The 21,479-nt window shown below is 50.9% G+C and carries 22 protein-coding genes; 14 read left to right on the forward strand and 8 right to left on the reverse strand.

From position 1 onward, the window contains the following. Positions 1-653: 653 nt before the first annotated feature. The 4 genes from K7397_RS18045 (at position 654) to K7397_RS18060 (ending at position 4,649) form a co-directional block, all read left to right on the forward strand. Positions 654-1,967, forward strand: coding sequence for a sugar phosphate nucleotidyltransferase (locus K7397_RS18045; protein WP_223069545.1), 1,314 nt, complete (start codon positions 654-656; stop codon positions 1,965-1,967). Then, a complete protein-coding gene (locus tag K7397_RS18050) occupies positions 1,967-2,926 on the forward strand; it encodes a GDP-L-fucose synthase family protein (protein ID WP_223069548.1) in 960 nt (319 codons plus the stop codon). The genes K7397_RS18045 and K7397_RS18050 overlap by 1 nt, the downstream gene beginning before the upstream one ends. Positions 2,927-3,080: 154 nt before the next feature. Beyond that, positions 3,081-3,986 carry a phosphotransferase family protein gene (locus tag K7397_RS18055; RefSeq protein WP_223069551.1) on the forward strand — a complete coding sequence of 302 codons (906 nt, stop codon included), beginning with the start codon at positions 3,081-3,083 and terminating at the stop codon, positions 3,984-3,986. Between the two features lie 12 nt (positions 3,987-3,998). Then, positions 3,999-4,649: a serine/threonine protein kinase gene (locus K7397_RS18060; protein WP_223069553.1), complete on the forward strand. Its 651-nt coding sequence runs from the start codon at positions 3,999-4,001 to the stop codon at positions 4,647-4,649. A 214-nt stretch (positions 4,650-4,863) separates the two neighbouring features. On the opposite strand, the gene K7397_RS18065 is transcribed toward K7397_RS18060, so the two are convergent. Together K7397_RS18065 and K7397_RS18070 are read right to left on the reverse strand one after the other, a co-directional pair. Beyond that, positions 4,864-5,193, reverse strand: a complete 330-nt coding sequence (locus K7397_RS18065; protein WP_223069556.1) for an alpha-helical endospore appendage domain-containing protein — start codon at positions 5,191-5,193, stop codon at positions 4,864-4,866. Positions 5,194-5,281: 88 nt separating this feature from the next. Next, complete coding sequence (locus K7397_RS18070; protein ID WP_237691034.1) at positions 5,282-6,442, reverse strand: glycosyltransferase; 1,161 nt, start codon at positions 6,440-6,442, stop codon at positions 5,282-5,284. A 147-nt stretch (positions 6,443-6,589) separates the two neighbouring features. On the opposite strand from K7397_RS18070, the gene K7397_RS18075 reads away from it, so the two are divergent. From K7397_RS18075 to K7397_RS18095, 5 genes are read left to right on the forward strand one after another with little or no spacing between them, the layout of a single operon-like run. Continuing rightward, positions 6,590-7,684, forward strand: a complete 1,095-nt coding sequence (locus tag K7397_RS18075) for a glycosyltransferase (RefSeq protein ID WP_223069558.1) — start codon at positions 6,590-6,592, stop codon at positions 7,682-7,684. Positions 7,685-7,720: 36 nt separating this feature from the next. Continuing rightward, positions 7,721-8,692 carry a GDP-mannose 4,6-dehydratase gene (locus K7397_RS18080; protein WP_223069560.1) on the forward strand — a complete coding sequence of 324 codons (972 nt, stop codon included), beginning with the start codon at positions 7,721-7,723 and terminating at the stop codon, positions 8,690-8,692. Between the two features lie 32 nt (positions 8,693-8,724). Beyond that, positions 8,725-9,666, forward strand: coding sequence for an O-fucosyltransferase family protein (locus tag K7397_RS18085; RefSeq protein ID WP_223069564.1), 942 nt, complete (start codon positions 8,725-8,727; stop codon positions 9,664-9,666). 21 nt (positions 9,667-9,687) lie between these two features. Continuing rightward, the gene (locus tag K7397_RS18090) at positions 9,688-10,629 is read left to right on the forward strand and encodes an O-fucosyltransferase family protein (RefSeq protein ID WP_223069565.1); all 942 of its coding nucleotides are present in this window, start codon (positions 9,688-9,690) and stop codon (positions 10,627-10,629) included. 16 nt (positions 10,630-10,645) lie between these two features. Further along, positions 10,646-11,437: a glycosyltransferase family 2 protein gene (locus K7397_RS18095; RefSeq protein WP_223069566.1), complete on the forward strand. Its 792-nt coding sequence runs from the start codon at positions 10,646-10,648 to the stop codon at positions 11,435-11,437. Here K7397_RS18095 and K7397_RS18100 read toward each other — a convergent pair. After that, positions 11,412-11,774 carry an alpha-helical endospore appendage domain-containing protein gene (locus tag K7397_RS18100; RefSeq protein WP_223069567.1) on the reverse strand — a complete coding sequence of 121 codons (363 nt, stop codon included), beginning with the start codon at positions 11,772-11,774 and terminating at the stop codon, positions 11,412-11,414. The two genes, K7397_RS18095 and K7397_RS18100, sit on opposite strands and share 26 nt — an antisense overlap. A gap of 97 nt (positions 11,775-11,871) precedes the next feature. Between K7397_RS18100 and K7397_RS18105 the strand changes: the two genes are divergently transcribed. Genes K7397_RS18105 through K7397_RS18115 form a run of 3 tightly spaced genes read left to right on the forward strand, consistent with a single transcriptional unit; the run spans position 11,872 to position 15,706 of the window. Then, positions 11,872-12,546 (forward strand): NeuD/PglB/VioB family sugar acetyltransferase, encoded by a 675-nt coding sequence (locus K7397_RS18105; protein WP_223069568.1) that lies wholly within the window; start codon positions 11,872-11,874, stop codon positions 12,544-12,546. Positions 12,547-12,569: 23 nt separating this feature from the next. Next, on the forward strand, positions 12,570-13,679 hold the full coding sequence (locus K7397_RS18110) for a DegT/DnrJ/EryC1/StrS family aminotransferase (RefSeq protein ID WP_223069596.1): 1,110 nt from the start codon (positions 12,570-12,572) through the stop codon (positions 13,677-13,679). Further along, complete coding sequence (locus tag K7397_RS18115; RefSeq protein WP_223069569.1) at positions 13,679-15,706, forward strand: hypothetical protein; 2,028 nt, start codon at positions 13,679-13,681, stop codon at positions 15,704-15,706. Before K7397_RS18110 ends, K7397_RS18115 begins: the two co-directional genes overlap by 1 nt. A 45-nt stretch (positions 15,707-15,751) precedes the next feature. Here K7397_RS18115 and K7397_RS18120 read toward each other — a convergent pair whose 3' ends face one another. Both K7397_RS18120 and K7397_RS18125 read right to left on the reverse strand, forming a co-directional pair. Continuing rightward, positions 15,752-16,171, reverse strand: a complete 420-nt coding sequence (locus tag K7397_RS18120) for a hypothetical protein (protein WP_223069570.1) — start codon at positions 16,169-16,171, stop codon at positions 15,752-15,754. A gap of 37 nt (positions 16,172-16,208) precedes the next feature. Next, positions 16,209-16,535 (reverse strand): alpha-helical endospore appendage domain-containing protein, encoded by a 327-nt coding sequence (locus K7397_RS18125; RefSeq protein ID WP_223069571.1) that lies wholly within the window; start codon positions 16,533-16,535, stop codon positions 16,209-16,211. A 232-nt stretch (positions 16,536-16,767) separates the two neighbouring features. Between K7397_RS18125 and K7397_RS18130 the strand changes: the two genes are divergently transcribed. Then, the gene (locus K7397_RS18130; RefSeq protein ID WP_223069573.1) at positions 16,768-17,628 is read left to right on the forward strand and encodes a YhcN/YlaJ family sporulation lipoprotein; all 861 of its coding nucleotides are present in this window, start codon (positions 16,768-16,770) and stop codon (positions 17,626-17,628) included. 105 nt (positions 17,629-17,733) lie between these two features. Here the strand turns inward: K7397_RS18130 and nagA are convergent, their stop codons facing one another. From nagA to K7397_RS18145, 3 genes are read right to left on the reverse strand one after another with little or no spacing between them, the layout of a single operon-like run. Continuing rightward, positions 17,734-18,909, reverse strand: coding sequence for an N-acetylglucosamine-6-phosphate deacetylase (gene nagA, locus K7397_RS18135; RefSeq protein WP_223069575.1), 1,176 nt, complete (start codon positions 18,907-18,909; stop codon positions 17,734-17,736). Continuing rightward, positions 18,909-19,637, reverse strand: a complete 729-nt coding sequence (gene nagB, locus K7397_RS18140; protein WP_223069577.1) for a glucosamine-6-phosphate deaminase — start codon at positions 19,635-19,637, stop codon at positions 18,909-18,911. Before nagB ends, nagA begins: the two co-directional genes overlap by 1 nt. A 2-nt stretch (positions 19,638-19,639) precedes the next feature. Next, positions 19,640-20,512: a MurR/RpiR family transcriptional regulator gene (locus K7397_RS18145; protein WP_337926757.1), complete on the reverse strand. Its 873-nt coding sequence runs from the start codon at positions 20,510-20,512 to the stop codon at positions 19,640-19,642. 279 nt (positions 20,513-20,791) lie between these two features. Here K7397_RS18145 and K7397_RS18150 point away from each other — a divergent pair, with 279 nt between their 5' ends. Continuing rightward, positions 20,792-21,241, forward strand: a complete 450-nt coding sequence (locus K7397_RS18150) for a MarR family winged helix-turn-helix transcriptional regulator (RefSeq protein ID WP_223069579.1) — start codon at positions 20,792-20,794, stop codon at positions 21,239-21,241. Positions 21,242-21,479 lie beyond the last annotated feature (238 nt).

Raw genomic sequence — 21,479 nt, forward strand, 5'->3', positions numbered from 1 at the left:
CTTTACATATACAACGAAAGCGGAAAGTACGGCACATGATTCACCCTCACAACAGTGGAAGACAAACTAAGAGCCGTAGAACGCGGAATTGAAACGATGGATGGTCAGGTTTTCATGGGGATAATCGTATTATGATAGGGGCTTGCTGTATTTGGGCGTTACGAATCAAGGAGAACAAGAGCCTATCCCGTGATAGTCTCTTGTTCTGTGACAGTACTCATACTTAGAATGTTTTCAGAACAATCACCAAAAGAATGTAAAGTACCAATATTACTGTGGTAGAAGTAAAGCCTTTAAATCCTACACATTCACTCATCTTTATCCCTCCTTGTAGCCTTTTCATCACCATAATATGCTGTATACATTTCACTGCGTGTATTATAGCCCAAATCGTGTACACCAATAATAGACGTTTAGATCGGAATTGGTGAAGCGCTATTATCGTGCCCATCCAGCAGAAAGAGTTTGGCAAAGCCGTACCGTCTTCGAACATTTACGCCCAAAAGAATAGGAGAGTATGGATCCGTCTAATATTCCAATGCTAGCAAAGTTAATGAGAGTACCTATATCACCTGAGTTATTTTGGACATAAACTATTTCATCTAACGGGGGAGTTGCTCGTCACAACAAAAATAGTGAGGTGCGACTTTTAGATGAAAATCGTGGTGTTGTCTGGCGGGTCGGGCAAGCGACTATGGCCCTTATCGAATGAGGTTCGGTCAAAGCAGTTTTTAAAATTGTTGCACGATCCCGAACACGGGTTCATTTCAATGATTCAACGCATATGGAGCCAGTTGAAAGAGAGCGATCTCGCCCAGGATACGCTGATTTCGGCATGCAAGACTCAAATCGACTTGATCAAGAGTCATCTAGGTGTCGACACGCCTTTGATCGTAGAACCGGAAAGGAGAGATACATTTCCGGCAATTGCATTGGCCGCGTCATATTTATATTCACAGCATGGCGTGGATGCGAATGAGTTAATCGTCGTTATGCCGGTGGATCCGTATGTGCATAGGCATTTTTTTAGCATTGTCCGGCATATGGAGCAAGTGTTGACCGAAAGCAGGGCAGATATTGCCTTAATCGGCGTTAAACCTACCTCCCCCTCGTCCAAATTCGGATATATCGTACCCTGCAAGGAGGACGAAGTCAGCCAGGGAACCGATTATCTCCGTGTGAGCGCATTTGAAGAAAAGCCTTCCGAAAGCAGGGCGCAAGCGTTGATCCATGAAGGAGCCATTTGGAATTGCGGCGTGTTCGGTTTTCGATTGCGATTTCTCCTGGATATGCTGAAGCAAAGGAATATTCCACTTCAATACGAGGAATTAGCAGGTCAGTACGGGAGCCTTCCGAAAATCAGCTTCGATTACGAGATTGTGGAGAAGACGAGCCGAATCGTGGCCATTCCATACGAAGGGGACTGGAAGGATCTTGGAAGCTGGGACGTACTTACGGAAGAACTCCATTCTCATCAGGTAGGTAAAGGGTATATAGATAAGGATTGCGTGAACACGCATGTCCTCAACGAACTGGATATTCCTCTTGTCGTTTTAGGTCTATCCAACGCCATCGTGGCGGCAAGTCCCAACGGTATTTTGGTCTCTGACAAGTCGAAGAGCCATCGTCTCAAAGAGATCCTGCAAGACACGGACCATAAGCCTCGATTTTGGGAATATCCATGGGGGTGGAGCCGGTTCTTGTACGGGAAAGAGGGGGAGAGCGGAGGTCTCCATGTGACTTCCACCATTTGCATTTATTCCGGCCAAGAAACCACGTTTCCACCACATTCAGATCGATTCGTGTCATGGATGGTCATGTCGGGAGACGGAGAAGCGGTTTGGGGCAATCAATCCGCCAAATTACAGCCGGGTGTGGTTTTACGAATTCCGGCCGGAGCAAGAATCGGCGCAAGGGCAAAGTTGGAGCTTGAACTGGTTGAAGTCAGGGTCGAAGGGGGAGCGTAATGGAATATTGGAAAAATAAGAAGGTGTTGGTGACCGGAGGAAGCGGATTTCTCGGCTCGCATGTGGTCGAACGCTTGGAGCATAGAGGCTGCCTGCAAATTATCGTTCCGAGAAGCAAGCAGTATGATCTAAGGCACCCGGACCGATGCATGGCGCTTTTACAGGCTTATCAACCCGATATCATCATTCATTTAGCCGCCTCGGTAGGGGGGATCGGCGCTAATCGGGCGAATCCGGGTTCTTATGTTTACGATAACTTAACGATGGGCGTTCATCTGATGGAAGCAGCCAGACGTCATGGCATCGAAAAATTCGTCACATGCGGAACCATATGTTCTTATCCGAAATTTGCGAAGGTTCCGTTCCGGGAGGAAGATATCTGGGACGGCTACCCGGAGGAGACGAACGCCCCTTACGGATTGGCGAAGAAGATGCTGTTAGTGCAAAGCCAGGCTTATCGCATGCAATACGGCCTCAATTCGATCTATGTCCTGCCTGTGAATTTGTATGGGCCTCGCGACAACTTCGATCTGGAATCGTCGCACGTCATCCCTGCGCTGATCCGAAAATGTGTGGAAGCCGTGCGGACCGGCAGCGAAAGTATCGACGTATGGGGCAGCGGAAAAGCTACTAGGGAGTTTCTGTACGTGGAGGATGCGGCTGAAGCGATCTTGCTTGCCGCGGAACATTATAACGGTCCAGATCCAGTGAACATTGGAACCGGCAAAGAGATTCCGATTAAAGAGCTTGCGGAGCGAATCGCCGAGCTGACCGGGTATCAAGGCCGATTGAACTGGGACTTGGACAAACCGGATGGGCAACCCCGCAGATGCCTGGATGTCGAAAAAGCGAAACGGTACTTCGGATTCGAAGCGCAGGTTCGGTTGGAAGAGGGGCTAGCGCGTACGATAGCATGGTATACGAAAGAATCGCTTGCCAAAGGCTCCGCAGGAGAATAACGGGTATGCCTCGTTCATTATGTTCGAGTAAATACCGCCGTGTTCGATTGGCGGTATTTACCCGACTTTCGATCAACGAAAGATGAGCCGTCATCGATCGCGAAGCATCAAGCGAAGAGCAGTGCGAGAAGGGAATTGGAGGAGGAATGTGAACATGTCGCCAACTATGGATGCGCTTGTCACCTTTATCAGCAGCCGCTATCCCGAACTGCAGGGGGAATCTTTTCGAATCGTGACAGAGGGGATGCAGAATACCGTTATCATCGTGGGGGAGCGTCTCGTCTTTCGCTTTCCGTTGTCGTCTGACAGCGTATCTTTGGAGACGGAGAAGAGGTTTCTTCCGAAGCTGGCGGAACGAGTCACGCTGCCTATTCCCAAAATTTTATTTGAATCTGATTCGCAGGACGATCTGCAGTACATCGGTTATCCGATCATCCAAGGCGAACCGCTTATGGACGTCCATTTCCTTTCGCTGTCCGAAACCGTTAAGGATCGAATCGCGAAGGAAATCGCGGATTTCCTTACCTCTCTGCATACGTTCCAAGATGATCCCGTAACGAGGAACGATCCGGATGAAAGCCGAGTGACGTGGAAAGGCGGGTGGGAATTCTTCTTCGCCGAGATCGAACGTTTCGTCGAGCCCAAGCTTGGGAAGAACGAACGGTTATGGGTCCAACGAATGCGCCGTGAGTATTTGCAAACGGACGGAAGCTTCGAGTTTACTCCCTGTTTGATTCATGGAGATTTCAAGCGGGAGCATATCTTTTACGACCCGGATGCCGAAAGGCTCAGCGGCATTATCGACTTCGGCCAACTCAAGGTCGGGGACCCTGCCTATGATTTTCACTATTTGCATTTAAATTATGGAGAGCGCTTCATGAACTCCGTATATTTGTATTACCTGGGGCCGAAAGACGACAATTTTCACAGCCGAATCGAAATCTATACGTATTTCCTCTGGCTCAGCGAACTCCTGTATGCCGCCCGAATGAACGATGTACCGGTTTGGAATCGGGGGGCGGCTTGGTTGTCGTCGATAGCGAGCCGGACCTATTCCTGAGGGGTGACGAAAATGGCAGAAACGTTTGCAAGCATCATCGTAACTGCGCAGCATATCAGCGGAGAAAGACGCCTGGTCGTGCATAACCCTACTGATTATCCGTTGATCGGTATGGGGGCGCAAGGTGCGGTGTTCCGAATCAGCGCAGAAGAATGCGTAAAGATATATCAAGATCCAAGAGAAGCTGTATTTGAAAGAGAGGCGCTTGAGGCGGCCAAGGGAATCGCTTATTTTCCCCGGCTGTTACGCAGCGGACCCAATTACATCGTGATGGAGTATATCGAGGGTCCAAGCCTCGAGACGGTGCTTTACCAGGGACAGCCCCTTACGGAGCGCATGGCCGGGCAACTGCTTGGGATCCTGCAGGAAATGCGCCGTTTGCGTTTTACGCGGATCGACACGAGAACCGAGCACATTTTGGTGTCCGAAGGAGAACGGCTGCATGTCATCGATCATATCGGGGCCTTCTTAACGACGAGGCAGGTTCCTTACTTATTATTGAGAAGCCTTGAATGGGTAGGGGCTCTGCTGCCTTTCCTAGCTTATGTAGCACACCACGATCCGGAGTTATATAACGAATGGTGTCTGAAGAGGAAGGAAGGGGTTGACGACATCCAGGGGGTGCCGGAAATTCCCCCTGCGGCGTTGCTTCCTACGAAATAATCCCGGAGGAGTCCGTGGTTATGCCCCAATTTTGTAGACAGTTAAAAAAGCTATACTGCAAGCTGGCGCCGGTACTTAATCGGAGTCAGCTTGTTCCGTTTTTTCGCACTTGGATTGACAATTCGTCAGAAAAAAAGACCGCTATCCGATGGGATAGCGGCCTGAGTAACTTGCCTATGATTCTTGAAGTAACGGGGGAGTTTGCCGTGCTCGGTTATCCGTTCAACTTTGGCGTGACATCGATCAAGTCAAGGATGTTCTCGAATTTAAATTCGAGCAGCATTTCTTTCTTGATTACATCCCGCAGAGTCCGTTGTACGCTCTTGTCAAGGTCAAGCAAGTTAGACAAGCTGACTACGCTTGGCGAGAGCTTGATGTCGGTGCTCAATGTCCCCAGGACAAACTGAATCTTTTCCGCCTCTGCATTTATGATATGTGCAAGCGCCAACTCTTCCAAGGCTACCGACGCTAAAAGGAGGGGGATTGTTTGACCCGGAGTGATGCTAATCGTGGGGGTAATGTTAGGGATATTAGGTTGAGACATGGTATCACCTCGTTTCTTCTTCGGATGCTCTATAATATTGAGCTTCACCGTTATCCGACACTGCAAATGTCATGGAATCCAAAAAAAGTTAACTGTCTATGTCTATGTCTGTGTCTGTGCCGACAACGACATCTCCGTGTTTCTTCACAAGCTCTTGCAACGCTTCTTTTGAAGCCGAGAAGGTTGGCGATATTTCGAGTGCACGAGCATACACATCCGCAGCGTCTTGGTAATGCCCCAGTTGTTCCAGACAATAGGCTTTGAAATGAAGCGCCTGAAAACTGCCTAGTCCTTTCAAGGTTAGATGTTGTAAATTTTCTTCCCCCAGCTCCAAACAACGATCGAAAGTCTCCAGGGCCTCCACGTACATTTCCTTCGCAATCAAGACAACACCCTTGTAAAAATGTAAATCAACATAGTCCGGATACAGCATGATCGCCCGTTCGATCCCCGGCCAAGCCCCTTCGATGCTGCCGGTATTGATGAGAATGGAATATTTAAGCCGGTACAGAAGAGAGGGGGGCGTGAGCGACTCTTTCAAGAATCCGACGATCGCGCGGTTAACGTATGCGAACGATTCGTTGTATTGATTGGCGCGGTAATATTCGCTGGCGAGATGGTAGTCGATCCACGGGCCATGATCGGATTTCTCCGCCTCTTTCCGCAGCATGCCGAGGTTTCGTTCGAGTTTATTCTTTTGTTCGTTTTTTTCGTCCAAGTACCCGTAATGATGCACCCGGATCGGCAGGGTCGGAATCTTGGTAATGCCCATTTCGGCCAGGATTTCGTCGGCATTCAGCATCTCGTGAATACTATAACGAAACCTGAAGCCCTTGCGGTTGCGAAATAACCTCGTATGCGCGATCAGAAACGTTTGGTTCGGATCCGGACGTTCTCCGAAATAATTAACCAGCTGGATGGAGAGCAGCGGATCGGGCGCGTACAGCGCGTCGCGAAGCAAGTGAACGTCGCGTTCATCGACGGCTTCATCCGCATCAAGCCATAAGATCCAATCCCCGGTAGCTTGCTTAAGCCCGTAATTTCGTGCGTCCGAGAAGCTCCCGTTCCAAACAAAGCGGTGTACGACAGCTCCCAACGATTCGCATATTTCAACCGTTCGGTCCGTCGAGCCCGTATCTACTACGATCATTTCATCAACGACGGATTTGACGCTTTGCAGACAGTCTGCTATGCAATCCTCTTCGTCTTTGACGATCATGCAGAGTGAAAGCTTTTGATTTCTCAACATATATCCCTCCTAATCTTAAAAATCGTGCAGAATCGATTTATTTTATTCCCTATATGGATAGAAGTGCATATTTGGAACGCAAATAGACATTCGGAAATATAGTACATCTATAAATATCAAAAGAATCCGGGGGAGGATGCTAGGCGAATGAATAGAGTTAGGGTCAACTGGTCAGGATCGCAATTTGAACAGCATAGTTTGGCCATTGTGAACCGACAAGTAACGAAGATACTTTCCGAGGACCAACGCATCGAACTCAGAAGGGTCATCCCTAGGGAAGAATGGAGTCTGGGAAGCGGTTCGATCAAGGGGAGCGAAGGGGAGTATCTCCCTTTTCCAAGGAGCGACGCTGCGGTTTCACATCAGTGGCCCCCCGTTTGGAAGAGACCGCAGACTCGGCGTTGGATTTGCATGCAGGCCTGGGAGTATGGTTCTCTGCCGAAGCAGTGGGAAATTCCGATGAAATACGGCGTAGACGAGGTATGGGTCTATAGTGCTTACAACAAAGAAAATTATATCCGTTCCGGTATACCGGAATCGAAGATTCATGTCATTCCGCTCGGCATCGACGAGAATGTCTTTCATCATCGCAATGCAGACCTCATCATTAAAGCACCTTGGTTTGCCTTCCTGTTTGTCGGCGGAACGATCGATCGCAAGGGGATCGACCTTCTATTGAATGCTTATATCTCGGAGTTCAATCGAAAAGACAACGTTTGCCTGATTATTAAAGATAACGGGGTGCGGTCCTTTTACAAAGGACAGACGCTCGATCGTGCGATCCGCGAAATGACGGCGCAGCCGGATCTCCCGCGCATGCTCTATGTCGATAGACCTTTTTCGGAAGCCGAATTGGCGGAACTATACCGTTCGAGCGACTGTTTGGTAGCCCCGTATCGGGGAGAGGGGTTCGGCTTGCCGATGGTAGAGGCGATGGCGTGCGGTCTCCCGATTATCGCTCCGGATCAAGGGCCCAGCCGTGATTTTTGTACCGATGAGTCGGCTTATTTTATCCCTTCGAGGGAGTTCAGATTGCCGGAGCGGAACATCGGCGAATTAACGACGATAGAGAATCCTTGGCTGCTCTCGATCGATCAAGAACAACTGCAGGCGACCATGCGATATGTATATGAGCATCGTGACGAAGCGGCAGCGAAAGGGAGGAAGGCGAGTGCGCATATCTTGTCCCGGTTTACTTGGCGACATAGCGCCGAAGAGGTTGGAAAAAGGCTTCTTTCGTAATCCAAACACAAGTTTACAAAAGGAAGGGTGGATAGCGTGAAATCAGCGCTGATTACGGGAATTACCGGTCAAGACGGAGCATATCTCGGGAAATTGTTGTTGGAAAAGGGGTATAGAGTTGCGGGCATCGTACCGCGCCGAAGCACGAGTTCGTTGTGGAGGCTGGATTACCTTGACATAACGGATGAGATCGACCTCATGGACGGCGATATTTTGGACCCCGCTTCGATTATGAGAGCGATTCGTGCATCGAAGCCGACTGAACTGTATCACTTGGCGGCACAGAGCTTCGTTGCTTCTTCGTGGAATCAGTCGCTTCTTACCGCTCAGAGCACGGGAATAGGCGTTCTGAACGTGCTTGAGGCGATTCGTGGCACGAACCCGGACATTCGAATGTACCAGGCATCGTCCAGCGAGATGTTCGGCAAGGTGGAAAAGTCGATTCAGGACGAAGAAACGAAATTTTATCCCAGAAGTCCATACGGCGTGTCCAAGGTCTTCGGGTATTGGATGACCAAGAACTTTCGGGAAAGCTTTGATATGTTCGCAAGCAACGGCATTTTGTTCAACCACGAATCCCCGCTCCGCGGATTGGAATTCGTAACGCGAAAGGTAAGCCATGCGGTAGCCCGAATCGCTACCGGGAAGCAGAAGGAGCTTCGTCTTGGCAATCTTGCTGCCAAGCGGGATTGGGGATTCGCGGGGGATTATGTGGAGGCGATGTGGCTTATGCTGCAGCAAGATCGGCCGGACGACTTCGTTGTCGCCACGGGCCGGACGGAAACCGTCGAGGAGTTGTGCCGCGTCGCGTTTGATTATGTCGGGCTGAACTATAAGGATTATGTGGTGGTTGATCCGAAGTTTTACCGGCCGGCCGAAGTAGATTTACTGCTTGGCAATCCGGAAAAGGCAAAGCGGCAGCTTGGTTGGACGACGAAAACGAGCTTTGAGCAATTAGTTCATATGATGGTAGAGGCAGACATCGTTCGCGAGCGTCTCGCACCCTAACGCAGGAAGAGAGAAGGAGGTCAGGAATCAAAGTGAATCAAGAACGGTTTCTGCTGATTAAATCGTGGGCTTGCGGCTTTTGGTCCGCGATGGAGCATGTGGCCGGGGCCCTGCTCATTGCCGAGCTGACAGAGCGCATTCCGGTTATTTTCTGGGGTGCGGATTCCTTATATGCTTCCGAAGATCCGCAAAACAAGGACGCGTTTGCGATGTACTACCAGCCGATCAATCATTACACCATCGATGATGTGGAGAAGGATCACTATACCTACTTTCCGGAAAGGTGGAACCGCCACAATTTAAGATTCTCTCATTTAATGGATATTTCCGATCTGAACGACGTTCCAGGAAATTTCTTCAACCGGACGGAACAGGTGCTGGTAACCAATGTTCATATCGCCCTGCATTACTTCCGCCATCTTATTCCTGAAGATCATCCGACATACGGAATGGAGCATCATGACGTATACCGTTATCTGTTTCAAAAATATTTCAAGCTGCAGCCGGATGTAGAGGAAGAAATCAACCGCTTTTACGAGTCGAATATGAGCGATCACGGGCCTTGGCTGGGCGTCCACATTCGGGGAACCGACAAAATTATGGAACGCCCCTTGCTGTACCAACTGAACGCCAATTATCCCGAGCGTATCAACGATTTTCTAGAGCGGAACCCATCCGGGCACATCTTTATGCTTACCGATTCCGAACAGATCCTTCGTAAATTTCAAGCCCGGTTCGGTGATCGCATTCTCAATACGGACTGCTTGCGGTCTCCAGACGATATGCTCTCCGTTCATCATCATATGACCGGATACGAAGGACGGCGTAAAGGGATCGAAATTTTGAAGGACACGTATCTCGCCGCCCGGTGTGATCAGTTCCTCGGCGCCAGCTTCTCAAACGTGTCCATCGCCGTCCTGCGCTTGAAGTCTTGGGCGAATGATGAGATTCACTTGGTCGCCGATCAATTTTAACCGGGAAAGGGGGAACATAAAATGCCGGGAAACGAGCGTTATTTGTTAATTAAAGCATGGGGGGCCGGCTTTTGGTCCGACACGATGCATGTCGCCGGCCAGCTTCTCATTGCCGAGATCACGGGAAGAATCCCTGTCGTATATTGGGGCGTCGAATCATTGTATCATGCGCCGGATCCATATGAGCGAGATGCGTTCGGCATCTATTTCGAGCCGGTATCAGGCCGCACCATCGAAGACTTGTCGAATCCGGATTTCACGTATTTTCCGCGCCGCTGGAATGCTAATAACTTACGCACCTTAACAAGGTTCAGCCTCGACGATTTCAAGGATTTCTCCGATATCAAAAGCGTTCTGGAACGGGAAGAGGATGTTCTCGTGAACGATGTCTATTTGTGGGCGGAGCATATCAGCCCATTCCTTCCTGAGGGACATCCTGCATATGGGAAAAATGCGGAAGAAGTGAACCGATACTTGTTTCAGAAGTATTTCAAGCCGAGTCCCGCAATGCAAGAAAAAGTGGATAGCTTCTATCGGGATCGAATGAGTGGCAGGCATCCCGTTATCGGCGCCCACATTCGTGGAAGCGATAAGGTAAAGGAATATCAGCTGCTGCATGAGGTGAACCGGCGATATCCCGAGCGCATTAACCAATATCTGCAGCTGTACCCGAACGCCTCCATATACATCATGACCGATGAAGAGCGGATTTTAAGCGAATATAAGGAGCGCTACGGAGACCGGCTGATTTATACCGGCTCGATGCGGACGCCGAATGAGGCGATCGGCGTACACGAGCTGACACAGTTCAGTAGAGAGGCCAAAGGCTGGGATATCGTGCAGGAAACGTTTCTTGCCCTGCGCTGCGACCATTTTTTAGGGAACTATGCATCCAATGTAACCAAGGCGATCAGTTGGCTGAAAAATTGGGAAGCGGGGAGTTTGGAATGGCTTAATCTGTAAAAGGGGGAGGGGCGCATTGAAGGAATATCCATTAGTCAGTATTGTTACGCCTTCTTTTCAGCAGGCGAAGTTCATTGAGGAAACAATAGAAAGCGTAAGAGCCCAGACCTATCCCAATATCGAGCATATCGTGGTAGATGGGGGATCCACCGATGGCACTGTCGACACCTTAAAGAGGCTCAGCTGCTCTGAGGATCGATTTCGTTGGATTTCCGAGCAAGATCGCGGGCAGTCGAACGCTATAAACAAAGGCTTGAAAATGGCGCAAGGGGAAATTATCGGGTGGCTGAATTCTGACGATACGTATGAGCCCCACGCGGTGGAACTCGCCGTGACCGCTCTTCAGGAGCACGAATCCTGGGGGATGGTATATGGCAAGGCGGATTATACGGATGAGAAGAGCCGGTTCATTCGTCCTTATCCGGTGGAGCCCTTCGAACGGCAACGGTTATATGAAGGCTGCATTATTTGCCAACCGGCGGCGTTTATGCGGAAGCACGTCATGGATGAGCTGGGCGGCATTGACGAATATTTTCACTTCTGCATGGATTACGAGCTGTGGATGAGAATCTCGAACCATTATCCGGTCGGTTTTATTCCGGAATTACTGGCCCATTCCCGGCTTCATGACGAGAGCAAGACGATGACGCAATATTTCCAGGTCGGACTGCCGGAAATTATTCGAGCCAGTGTCAAAAATTTCGGTTCGGTGTCGGAGCAGTGGTTGAGTCAGTATTACGTTCACGCCGTCCTGCTTGAGGACCAAAAATTATGGGATGTCATCATCCGGTCGGAGCCGATCCGGTAGGTGCTGACCCGGAATGGGGGGCTGAACCGTTTTTGTGCAGCTTCACGATGTTTTCAAGTTTGTTTAAGAGCAGCATTTCTTTGTTGACGATATCGCTTAGACTGCTTTGCACATTGTGATTGATTGAGAGCAGGTTAGAGAAGGTCAACTCGTCCTCAAAGCGGCTGAGAAGCGTATCCAACTTCTCAGCTTCTGCATTGATGAGGTGAGAAAGTGCGATCTCCTCGAGAGCGACGGACGAGAACAGCAGCAATATGCTTTCGTCCAAGGTCAGTTTGTCCGCGATGCCCGAGAAGTCAGGGAAATCCGGGAAGTTTGGAAAATTACTCTTCGTCATTGGATTACCTCGTTTCTATCCAGTGTCGTCATATTTACTATATGAATCGAAACGGAGGATATTCCTGCCTGATATCGTTTCGGAAAGCGGTGGATCCATGTTGAGAAAGAAAACCGTGATTATCGGAGCCGGCGGTCATGCGAAGGTGGTCATGGACATCTTGCTTGCGAATCCCGAAATCGAGGTCGTCGGTTTGATCGACAAGCGCGATGGTTCCAATATAAGGGGTTATAAGAGATTAGGGGATGACTCCTTGCTGCCGGAATTGTTGCGGCAAGACATTCGTCACGCCTTCGTTGCGGTCGGCGACAACGACCTTCGAAGGCGTCTGGCCAAACGGGCGGCTGCGCTCGGTTTTCAGTTTATAAACGCGATCAGTCCGCATGCGGTTGTCTCGGAAACCGCGTCGCTCGGGAACGGCATCGCCCTAATGCCCGGGAGCATCATAAACGCCGACGCCCGGATCGGCGATCATGCAATCGTGAATACGGGGGCTTCCGTTGATCACGATTGCATGATCGGTTCGCTCACGCATCTCGCTCCCGGATGCCGATTGGCCGGCGGAGTGACGACAGGCGAGGGCGTATTTCTCGGCATCGGCTCGAAAACCGTTGATCAAGCGTTTATCGGGGCCTGGTCCGTCGTCGGCGCCGGTGCTGTCGTCGTCGGCGATATTCCGGATCGTTGTCTGGCTTACGGCGTCCCCGCCCGTATCGTGAAAGCGATCGACGCCGGCTTTCTAGCTCACAGAAAGGAGAATCATATGTCGTGATCAGATACCCTATTTCGTCTCCAATGTTGAACGGCAAAGAAGAGGAATATGTGATGGATGCCGTTACATCGACGTGGATATCCTCGACAGGCGCTTACATCGACCGTTTCGAGCGAATGTTCGCCGAATTTTGCGGTACCACCTACGCTGTGTCATGCGTAAACGGGACGGCGGCGCTGCATTTGGCGCTGTTGGCGCACGGCGTACAGCCGGGGGACGAGATCATCGTTCCGACCGTGACCTTCGTAGCCACCGCGAATGCCGTTACGTATTGCGGAGCTATGCCGGTATTCGTCGATTCGCAGCCGGACACCTGGAATATCGATCCCGCCCAGATCGAGGAGAAAATTTCGCCAAGAACCAAAGGAATCATCTGCGTATCGTTATACGGTCATCCGGCGGATATGGAACCCGTTCTGCGGATCGCGGCAAAACGTGGGCTGTTTGTCATTGAGGATGCAGCGGAAGCTTTCGGGGCCATGTATCAGGGAAAACGGGTAGGTTCCATCGGACATAGCGCGATATTCAGCTTTTATGGCAATAAGATCATCTCGACGGGGGAGGGTGGCATGGTCGTGACGAACGACGAGCGGATCGCCAAAGCCGCCCGAATGTACCGCGGGCAAGGAAGCGATGGGGAGCGAAAATACTGGTTCCCCGAGGTCGGTTACAACTACCGCATGACGAACGTCGCCGCAGCCATCGGGTGTGCCCAGCTAGAGCGGGCGGAGTGGCATATTGATCGAAGACGGCGAATCGCATCGTGGTATCGGGAACAGTTAGAAGGCTGCCCGTTGGTACAGCTGCCCGTTCAGAAAGAAGGGACTTTCAATGTATATTGGTTATTTAGCGTCGTCTTGCATGAGTATACGGAAGACAGGCGCCAGAAGCTGATGGACCGGCTTTCCGAGAGAGGGATCGAAACGAGGCCGTTTTTTTATCCTTTGCACATACTGCCTCCATATCGCCATCTGCAGCCTTTGCGGGACTTTCCGGTCGCGAACCGCATTTGTGCGCAAGGCATCAATTTGCCGACCTACGCAGCCTTGAGGGAAGAAGATGTTACGGATATATGCGGTTGTCTCATTGAATTGCTTGAGAACGACCAATCGGACGAAAGGGGAGCCTCGTAGTGGAGTCTGCGAAACCAAGAATGTTATGGATGTGCTCTCATCTTGTGCTTCGTTACGAAGAAGTTCCGCTATGGATCGAGGCGGGATTGGAGGTCATTCCGGCGCTGGGACATCCGGAATGGATCCGCTTCGATTCGCGCTACGATGACGAGACGGATCCGATGTATGTGGATTGGAGAGCTCATTGTACCTTGCCGACAAATGTATCGGACCGCATTCGAAGAGTGGACCTGGCCGATCCGGGAGAGGAAGGCATCGCGCTCTTGAACAAATGGCTGGATATCATATATATCGCAAGCTTCGCCGAAATCGTAGAGTCCGTTCTCCAATGGTTTCAAGGAACGGTCGTTTACAGAACGTTCGGTACGCCGCCGCTTTCGGGCTACACGGAGTATTCCCATCATAAAGGCCTTGATATGAACGTTTTCGGAATCGCGGATAACCTGGTCTGGTCACCGATATTGAAATCGCTGAATGATAACGAAGACGAGAGATTGACTAGAAACACGGTTTATTTGCCCGCTTTCGTCTCGCCGGAACGGCTACCGTTCCGGTGGGCAGGCCGCGATTCGGAGCGCAGAGTAACTACCTTATATTCCTATCTCCATAGTTCGAATTGGACGTACGAAAACTATGAAAAATTCAAGAGCGCGTTTAAGTCTATAGATTACACGGTGCTCGGACGCAACGATAAACGTTCGCCGCGATGCGCGGATCCGGCGATCGACGGCAACGTGGATTTCTCCACGTTGATGAGCCGATTAACGGGCTCGCGGTTATTTTGCTACGGCGGCGTCGAATCGCCGTACCATCTTCATTTCACTCCAATGGAAGCAATGACGATGGATGTGCCCATACTATTCCTGGAAGGCTGCGGCCTGACCCGCGAAGCCCGCGAATACGGTCTTGCGGAAGAGAAGCTTCTCGCGTTGGGAATGTGCGCAAGCCATGAGGTCATGGCGGAAAAGGCGGCGCTGCTGCTCGACGACTTTGACGCTTTGGAAGTACTGCGCAAGGCGCAGAAGCGCGTTCTTCTGCCCGTATTCGGAAGAGATCGGGCTCTTGCGATCGCTGCTTCGTTCGTTGAGCGCGAGACCGTCAAGGCGAACGACAGGCGTGGAGACCTATACTCGAGTGCCGCAAAACCTGCGCCAGCGAGTCAAAGGGTGTCGGCCGGAAGGAATATAACGAAAGTAAAAAGCATGCCGTCCGCGCCGGGGGAATACCGCATGTTTTCGGCGCCGAATATCGTGGGCGAGGTCGGTGCGCTCGTGATCGACGATCGGCATGGCTATTATGTACGGAGAGGCGATCCCGCAAGGGAGCATCAGGGCATGCTGATCAGGGAGCCTGTATACAAAATGTTCCCGGGAGAATACGAGTTTACTTTAACCCTCTTCGTCGAAAGGGTGGGGGATGAACCGATCGGACATTTTTCGGCAGGGGTCTGGGACCCGGTGTATCGGGATATGTTCCTGATTCCGCTCCTCCCGCAAGAGGCCGGAATCGTTTCGTTCCGGGGGATCGCGAACATCCGCGATGCGATCGTCTCCGCGAAGAAGGAAATGCGCGTCGTTTGGTTCGGACAAGAGAAATTGGATGTGCTGGAAATCCGCGTTAAGAAAATAACCGACGATCTTTCGCTGACCTCTGGCGACATTATCGACTTTCAGTGGGGTTCGGGGTTTTCGATCATGGAGTACTCCGATGAGCGGTCGTGGCGTTGGTGCGCATCGGCAGGGGATTTGTTCATCGAGAACCGGTATTCAACGAGCAGATCCGTAATAATAAAGTTTTCATTAGAGACACCTTTTGAAGAGGAAGCCAATGTGACGATTTCGGGCGGCTTATGGAACGATCGGTTTAAACCTCATGCTGGCGGTCTTGGCATAGAGAAGACGCTGTTGATTCCGCCTGGAAAACATAAGATAACGTTCCAGTGCGACGGGAAACGATTAGAGGCGCCGCAGGATCACAGGGAACTGGTTTTCCAGGTCATAAATTTTCATCACTCCATACTTGAGTGAGTCTTGGCGGACAGGGCCGGTGAGCGATCATCGGCTTTTTTGGGCTTATAACACCTTGTACAAATTCTCTTTGTCCATCAAGGTTTGATTGAGGATTTGTGCCAAGTATTGAAGTTCGTTTCGCTGTTTCTGGCTCCAGCCTTTCGCCGCATTCTCCAGATATTTAATCCGTCGTTTGATTATCGTGGAGTTTTTGCGGTGGTTGGCTTCGAATTTTTTACGATCTTCCGTACCGAAACCGAATACCCGGCTGTATAAGATCAACTTCCTGGAGAGAAGCTTGAAATTTTCGAGTATCGAACGGAGCGCTGTGAGGTATTGTGCGCGCAGCTTGAAGCGGTCGGCAGGATTGCTCAATACCTGCAGTCCCTCAAGTAAGAAAGAATTGAGCACATGGAATGATTTGAAAAGAGAAATCTCGAGATCATAGACGGATTGGTATGCCAGCTCCCTTTGATTGCTCATATACGTTTCCCCTTATCTCCTTCTACATAATTTGAGGTTATTCTTCCACTTCTTCCTCCACTTCTTCCTCCACTTCTTCCACTAAAGTGACGACCGTCTCCAGTTTGCGGATGAGAAGCCACTCTTTAAACAAGACTGTATCCAACAAACGAGTAACGGAACGGTTAAACTCAATGATTTGATTGGTCGTAGGCTTCGAAGGGAAGTGAGGGCGATCGCCTACGAAAGCTTTAATTTTGTCGGATTCGGCATTGATCAGATGGGATAACGCGATCTCTTCCATAGCGATGGATTCCAATAAATCCAAAGCGACTTCATCTAAGGACGGACGAAACGGTTGTTCCGGAATTTGCGGCATGCTCATGAGTATCACCCATTTCTTTTATTCAGTTAACACGAAATATTGATATGCTATTTCGAGCAGGAATAGAACCGGCAGAATAAGAAAGAATAAGCAGGACGAACCGCTTAAGCTCGATCTAAATATTTCCAAATGCGAAGATCTGCCGGATGTCAAATCTTTTCAGGATACCGAAGCTTATGAAGGGCATTCTATAGCTGCAGTCATTTACGCTATGGAAGGAGAATGTCAATTGATGCGAATGAAGAAAACGGTAAGCTTGTCATTATCCGCAGCCGTTTTGGCCGGGATGGTGAGTCTTGCAGGCTGTAACTGGGATAATAATAATGTTCGTCCCCAAGGTATGAAAAATAATACGGCGCAGCGCTTTAATGTCAGAGCGAATGACCAAAACGGAAACCGGTACAATGATCTGAACGGGCTTAAATACAGCTCGGTGCTCAGCAGAAAGGTGACCGAAGTAGGCTCGGTGGGAACCGCGCATGTGATGACAACCGATCATGAAGCTTTTGTGGCGGTTACTTTAAACGGAACCCGCCCGGATGCTGCCGGAGCAGGCAATGTGACAGGAAGAACATCTACTCTGGGCAGACCTTTGGGACAAGGGGTTAATCCCGGCGGAACCGATTACCGTCCAAGAGGCACAGTGGGCGGCGTTACAGGGCTTGGCTATGACGGCAATCGCGCAGGCATGTATGGAGCACCTGGCACAACGTATGATGGAGCCAGACTTGGCGGAGGACTTGGCGTTCAGGCTGATAACTTTGCCGGAACCGGCAGAGGCATGAATGCTGCGGATAACGTACCGGATGGGGTTAAAAACGAAATTGAGCGTTTGGTAAAGAAAACGGCTCCCCAAATCCAGCAGGTTTATATTTCCGCCGACACCAATTTTGTTGACCGTGTTGGCCGTTACAGCACGGATGGAAATGGAATGACGCTGGGCAATAACCCTGTGACGAATACCGTTCGCAATGCAGGACAAGATCTCGGCGCAATGATTGAACAAATCTTCCCTATGCGACGTGGAACTCTTACCGGCCCGAATGGAAACGTCAATTATCCGACGCGGGGCGACATGAATCCAAATCGGTAAACAGCAAGGAATGCATAGTGAAAGAGCTTCCCTTCCGCCTAAAGGTCTCCCGGGACTGACCCTGTGCGGATGGAAAGCTCTTTTCATTTATTCAGGTTTCTCGGTCTATCCGTGGATATGGCGGCCTTTGACCCAAACATCATGCAGCTCCAGATTGCCGTCAACGAGAAGAAGATCGGCCTGTTTGCCTGTCTCGATGGAGCCGGTGCGGTGATCGATCCGGATCAGTCTGGCAGGATTGCCGCTGGCCGCTTCCGAAGCTCGTTCAATGCTTAATCCCACTTGCTCGACGAAATAACGGAAGCCGCGAATCATCGTCAGCGTACTGCCGGCGAGGGTACCCTCACTCTCCTTCAGCGTACATACTCCATCCTTCATGACAACCGGAAGATCGCCAATCATATAATCGCCGTTGCCGAGTCCCGCAGCGGACATCGCGTCTGTAATCAGCACCAGGTTCCGGTTGTTCTTGACTGTAGCCAGCACGGAGATGGCGGCCGGATGAACATGAATGCCGTCGGCGATAATTTCGGCGCTGATCCGGGGCGAGCTGAGGATCGCTCCCGCCGTTCCCGGCTTGCGGTGATGGAGTCCGGTCATGGCGTTAAAGGTGTGAACCGCATGGTGAAGGCCCACATCAACCGCGGCCATGATCTCCTCATAAGAAGCGTCCGTATGACCGGCCGCGGCGACAATGCCTTTTTCACGCAAATAACGAATCAGTTCATGAGCGCCTTCACGTTCAGGAGCGAAGGTAACCTGCTTAATCAATCCCGGGAAGCGGCTTTCCCAATCCTCGATCCAGGAGCGGTTAGGGTTCACAATGTGTTCCGGGTTTTGGGCCCCCGGCCATTTGGGACTGATGAAAGGTCCCTCCAAATGAACGCCTTCCAGCTGCGCGTAAGGCATTTCGCCGGAGCGGTATGCGCTCACCTCTTCGAGAACGTGATCCAGCACGGAACGCGGAGCGGTCATGGTTGTGGCCAGCATAGCGGTTGTTCCCTGAGAGCTGTGAAACTTCGTGATCGCGTCGAGCCCCTGCTTGTTTGCCCCGGTAAAATCTTCATGCACGCCGCCATGGACGTGAACATCGATAAATCCGGGAAGTACGTAACTTCCTTTGGCGTCTACCGTATCGCCGGCCGCTTGTCCCGTACCGGACAAGCCCGCCGATGAGCCGACAAAAGTGATCGTTCCGTTCTCTACGGCAACGGCCCCGTCTTCAATGATGCCAGCTGGAGTAACTACTTTTCCGTGTTTGATTGCAAAAGTCCGGTTCATTATATCAATCTCCCCGCTTCTTGGTCTACAAGCACAATGACGTTCGGATGGGTCTGCAGCAGGGAGGCAGGACACTCAGTCGTTACCGGTCCCTGCAGCGCACGGGCGATAATCTCGGCCTTGTCTGCGCCTCTGGCCATCAGCAAAATCTGCTTGGCGTGCAGGATGGAAGCAATGCCCATCGTGATGGCCTGAACCGGAACCTCATCTATGGAATTGAAGAACCGCGCATTGGCCTTGCGGGTGCTTTCATCAAGCGTTACGACATGGGTAAAGCCTTCAAGCTCTTCGCCGGGTTCGTTAAACCCGATGTGGCCGTTATGGCCGACACCGAGAATCTGCAGATCGATTCGCCCGGCCCTCTCAAGGAGCTTGGTATATTCTGCTGCGGCTTGCTGCGGATCAGGATCCGATCCGGGCGGAACATGCGTGTTCTCAGGCAAAATATCAACCAGACTGAACAGCTTATCGTCCATGAAACGGCGATAGCTTTCCGGATGGTCCGCCGGGAGGCCGACATACTCGTCGAGATTGTAGCTTTGCGCCTGGGCAAAGCTTACGGAGCCCTCGTTAAATAATTCGACAAGCCGCTTGTAAACGCCGACAGGCGTACTGCCGGTGGCGAGTCCAAGCAGCGCTTTCGGGTTGCTCTGCAGCAAGCTGGCGATAATGCCGGCTCCAATGTCATTAAACTGCTCTTCGGTTTGGGCCTTGATAATGTTGGGCATGCTTATTTTCCTCCAATCGCTTTGCGGTATCGGCGCACGTTCTGATAAGAATCTTCCAGCTTCGGAACATAGTCTTCAAACTCAGAACTGACCATTCCCATAAACAAAATATCAATAATGTGCAGCTGGGCAATCCGGGAAGCCATATCGCCGCGGCGCATTCCCTCTTCCAAGGAAGAGGAGAACAGGGCGACGTCGGCCAAAGAGGCAAGTGTGCTGCTTCCATACTGCGTCAATGAGATCGTAACGGCCCCGCTGTCCTTCGCACACCGGAGGGCGTCGATCGTTTCCGGGGTTTCCCCGGAATAGGAGATCGCGACCGCCGCATCGCCGGCCTGCAGCGCGGAAGCGGATGTAATCTGCATGTGAAAATCGGCAAAAGCCGTGCAGTTCTTCCCGATCCGTATCAGCTTTTGATAGAAATCCTGAGCCACGATGGATGAGGTGGCTACGCCGTACAAATCGATTCTTCGGGCGCTGCACAAAATTTTGACTACCTGCTGCAGCTGATTCATATCCAGAAGCCGGGTCGTATCGGTAATGGACGCTACATGATTAGCTTCCATGGCTGCTGCGATGGTGCGCAGGTCGTTGCCGGCGATGACGTCCTGGTATTCGTTCTGAACGGGCTTTTGGGCCAGCTCGCTGGCCAGCTTCATTTTAAAATCCGGGAAACCTTTGAAATGAAAAACTTTGCAAAAACGGGTCACTGTTGAAGGGCTGACGCCGCACTTTTCAGCGAGCCCGGTAATCCCCAGGTTGACAATGGAAGCAGGGGAGGTCAGGATATGCTCCGCAATCCGCCGTTCCTGCTGCGGGAGCTGTTCGAAATGCTCCTGCACGGCATGGAGAATAGGAGATAGGATATGCTTCACCCTCTTTCTGGCCGAAGAAGGCAAAAGTGCCTGCTCCGGGATCACGTATATGGCTGGAAGGAAAGAAAATATTTTTTATATAAAACTACATTAACGTGAAAATTATTTTCAATTTCATCATAGAGCATTCATTCCTGTTATGCAAGGGGGAATAAACGAACCTAAGGGGCTGATCATAACGAAAAATCATTGTGATCTCATCGGCGTTGGTCTAAACTTGAAGTTACATAGAGTGAAATGGTTTAACTTCATGAACCATGTAAGAGAGGGGGCAGATACATGGGCATCGATCTGGACCACAATATAGAGCGGCTTCTGAATGCGTGGAAGAAAACGACCCGGCAAATTGAGAACGATATCATGCAGCACAAGGAGCTGGGGCTTACCGGCCCCCAGTTTCACCTGCTTATTTTTATATACAGGAAAGGAACCTGCAAAGTCAGCGACCTGGCCGAAGCGATGAATGTCAAGCCAAGCGCCATTACCGTTATGCTCGACCGGCTTGTGCAGAGCGGCTTTGTGGACCGGCGACACGATGAGAATGACCGCAGAGCGGTGCTTGTATCTTTGACCGGTCGCGGCAACGAGGTGATGGCTGAGGGCCGGAAGAAATCTCTAAAAATCGTAAAGTGGTATTTGGGCCAGCTCAAGGATAGCGAAGTAGAGTCGCTGGTGGGTATTGTTGAGAAGCTGTCCACGATGGAGAAGCCGCCTTGGCTCCAGAAATAAGACGGGATCAGCGCAGTTGACACCATCCGAAATTACAAAGACCTGGTTATAAATGTAATATATAGAAACGAAAAAAACCGCCAATAGTAATTCGGCGGTTTTATAATACTAGTACGCCCAGCATGGGCGTCATCTACACGGTGAAAGTCCGGAATGGGGGCTGGCGAGCGCCTACCATTAGCCAAGGGTAAGGGTGTCCCATCGTGAGGTGGAATCTGAAGGAAGCCGGAGGCAAAAG

The sequence above is a fragment of the Paenibacillus caui genome (assembly GCF_019904135.1).
GTDB lineage: Bacteria > Bacillota > Bacilli > Paenibacillales > Paenibacillaceae > Fontibacillus > Fontibacillus caui.

Excerpts from the sequence above, each read along its gene's own strand:
- K7397_RS18045 (WP_223069545.1), top strand. The coding sequence starts at position 654 with ATGAAAATCGTGGTGTTGTCTGGCGGGTCGGGCAAGCGACTATGGCCC.
- K7397_RS18050 (WP_223069548.1), top strand. The coding sequence starts at position 1,967 with ATGGAATATTGGAAAAATAAGAAGGTGTTGGTGACCGGAGGAAGCGGA.
- K7397_RS18055 (WP_223069551.1), top strand. The coding sequence starts at position 3,081 with ATGTCGCCAACTATGGATGCGCTTGTCACCTTTATCAGCAGCCGCTAT.
- K7397_RS18060 (WP_223069553.1), top strand. The coding sequence starts at position 3,999 with ATGGCAGAAACGTTTGCAAGCATCATCGTAACTGCGCAGCATATCAGC.
- K7397_RS18065 (WP_223069556.1), bottom strand. The coding sequence starts at position 5,193 with ATGTCTCAACCTAATATCCCTAACATTACCCCCACGATTAGCATCACT.
- K7397_RS18070 (WP_237691034.1), bottom strand. The coding sequence starts at position 6,442 with ATGTTGAGAAATCAAAAGCTTTCACTCTGCATGATCGTCAAAGACGAA.
- K7397_RS18075 (WP_223069558.1), top strand. The coding sequence starts at position 6,590 with ATGAATAGAGTTAGGGTCAACTGGTCAGGATCGCAATTTGAACAGCAT.
- K7397_RS18090 (WP_223069565.1), top strand. The coding sequence starts at position 9,688 with ATGCCGGGAAACGAGCGTTATTTGTTAATTAAAGCATGGGGGGCCGGC.
- K7397_RS18100 (WP_223069567.1), bottom strand. The coding sequence starts at position 11,774 with ATGACGAAGAGTAATTTTCCAAACTTCCCGGATTTCCCTGACTTCTCG.
- K7397_RS18105 (WP_223069568.1), top strand. The coding sequence starts at position 11,872 with ATGTTGAGAAAGAAAACCGTGATTATCGGAGCCGGCGGTCATGCGAAG.
- K7397_RS18110 (WP_223069596.1), top strand. The coding sequence starts at position 12,570 with ATGTTGAACGGCAAAGAAGAGGAATATGTGATGGATGCCGTTACATCG.
- K7397_RS18120 (WP_223069570.1), bottom strand. The coding sequence starts at position 16,171 with ATGAGCAATCAAAGGGAGCTGGCATACCAATCCGTCTATGATCTCGAG.
- K7397_RS18125 (WP_223069571.1), bottom strand. The coding sequence starts at position 16,535 with ATGAGCATGCCGCAAATTCCGGAACAACCGTTTCGTCCGTCCTTAGAT.
- K7397_RS18130 (WP_223069573.1), top strand. The coding sequence starts at position 16,768 with ATGCGAATGAAGAAAACGGTAAGCTTGTCATTATCCGCAGCCGTTTTG.
- nagA (WP_223069575.1), bottom strand. The coding sequence starts at position 18,909 with ATGAACCGGACTTTTGCAATCAAACACGGAAAAGTAGTTACTCCAGCT.
- nagB (WP_223069577.1), bottom strand. The coding sequence starts at position 19,637 with ATGCCCAACATTATCAAGGCCCAAACCGAAGAGCAGTTTAATGACATT.
- K7397_RS18150 (WP_223069579.1), top strand. The coding sequence starts at position 20,792 with ATGGGCATCGATCTGGACCACAATATAGAGCGGCTTCTGAATGCGTGG.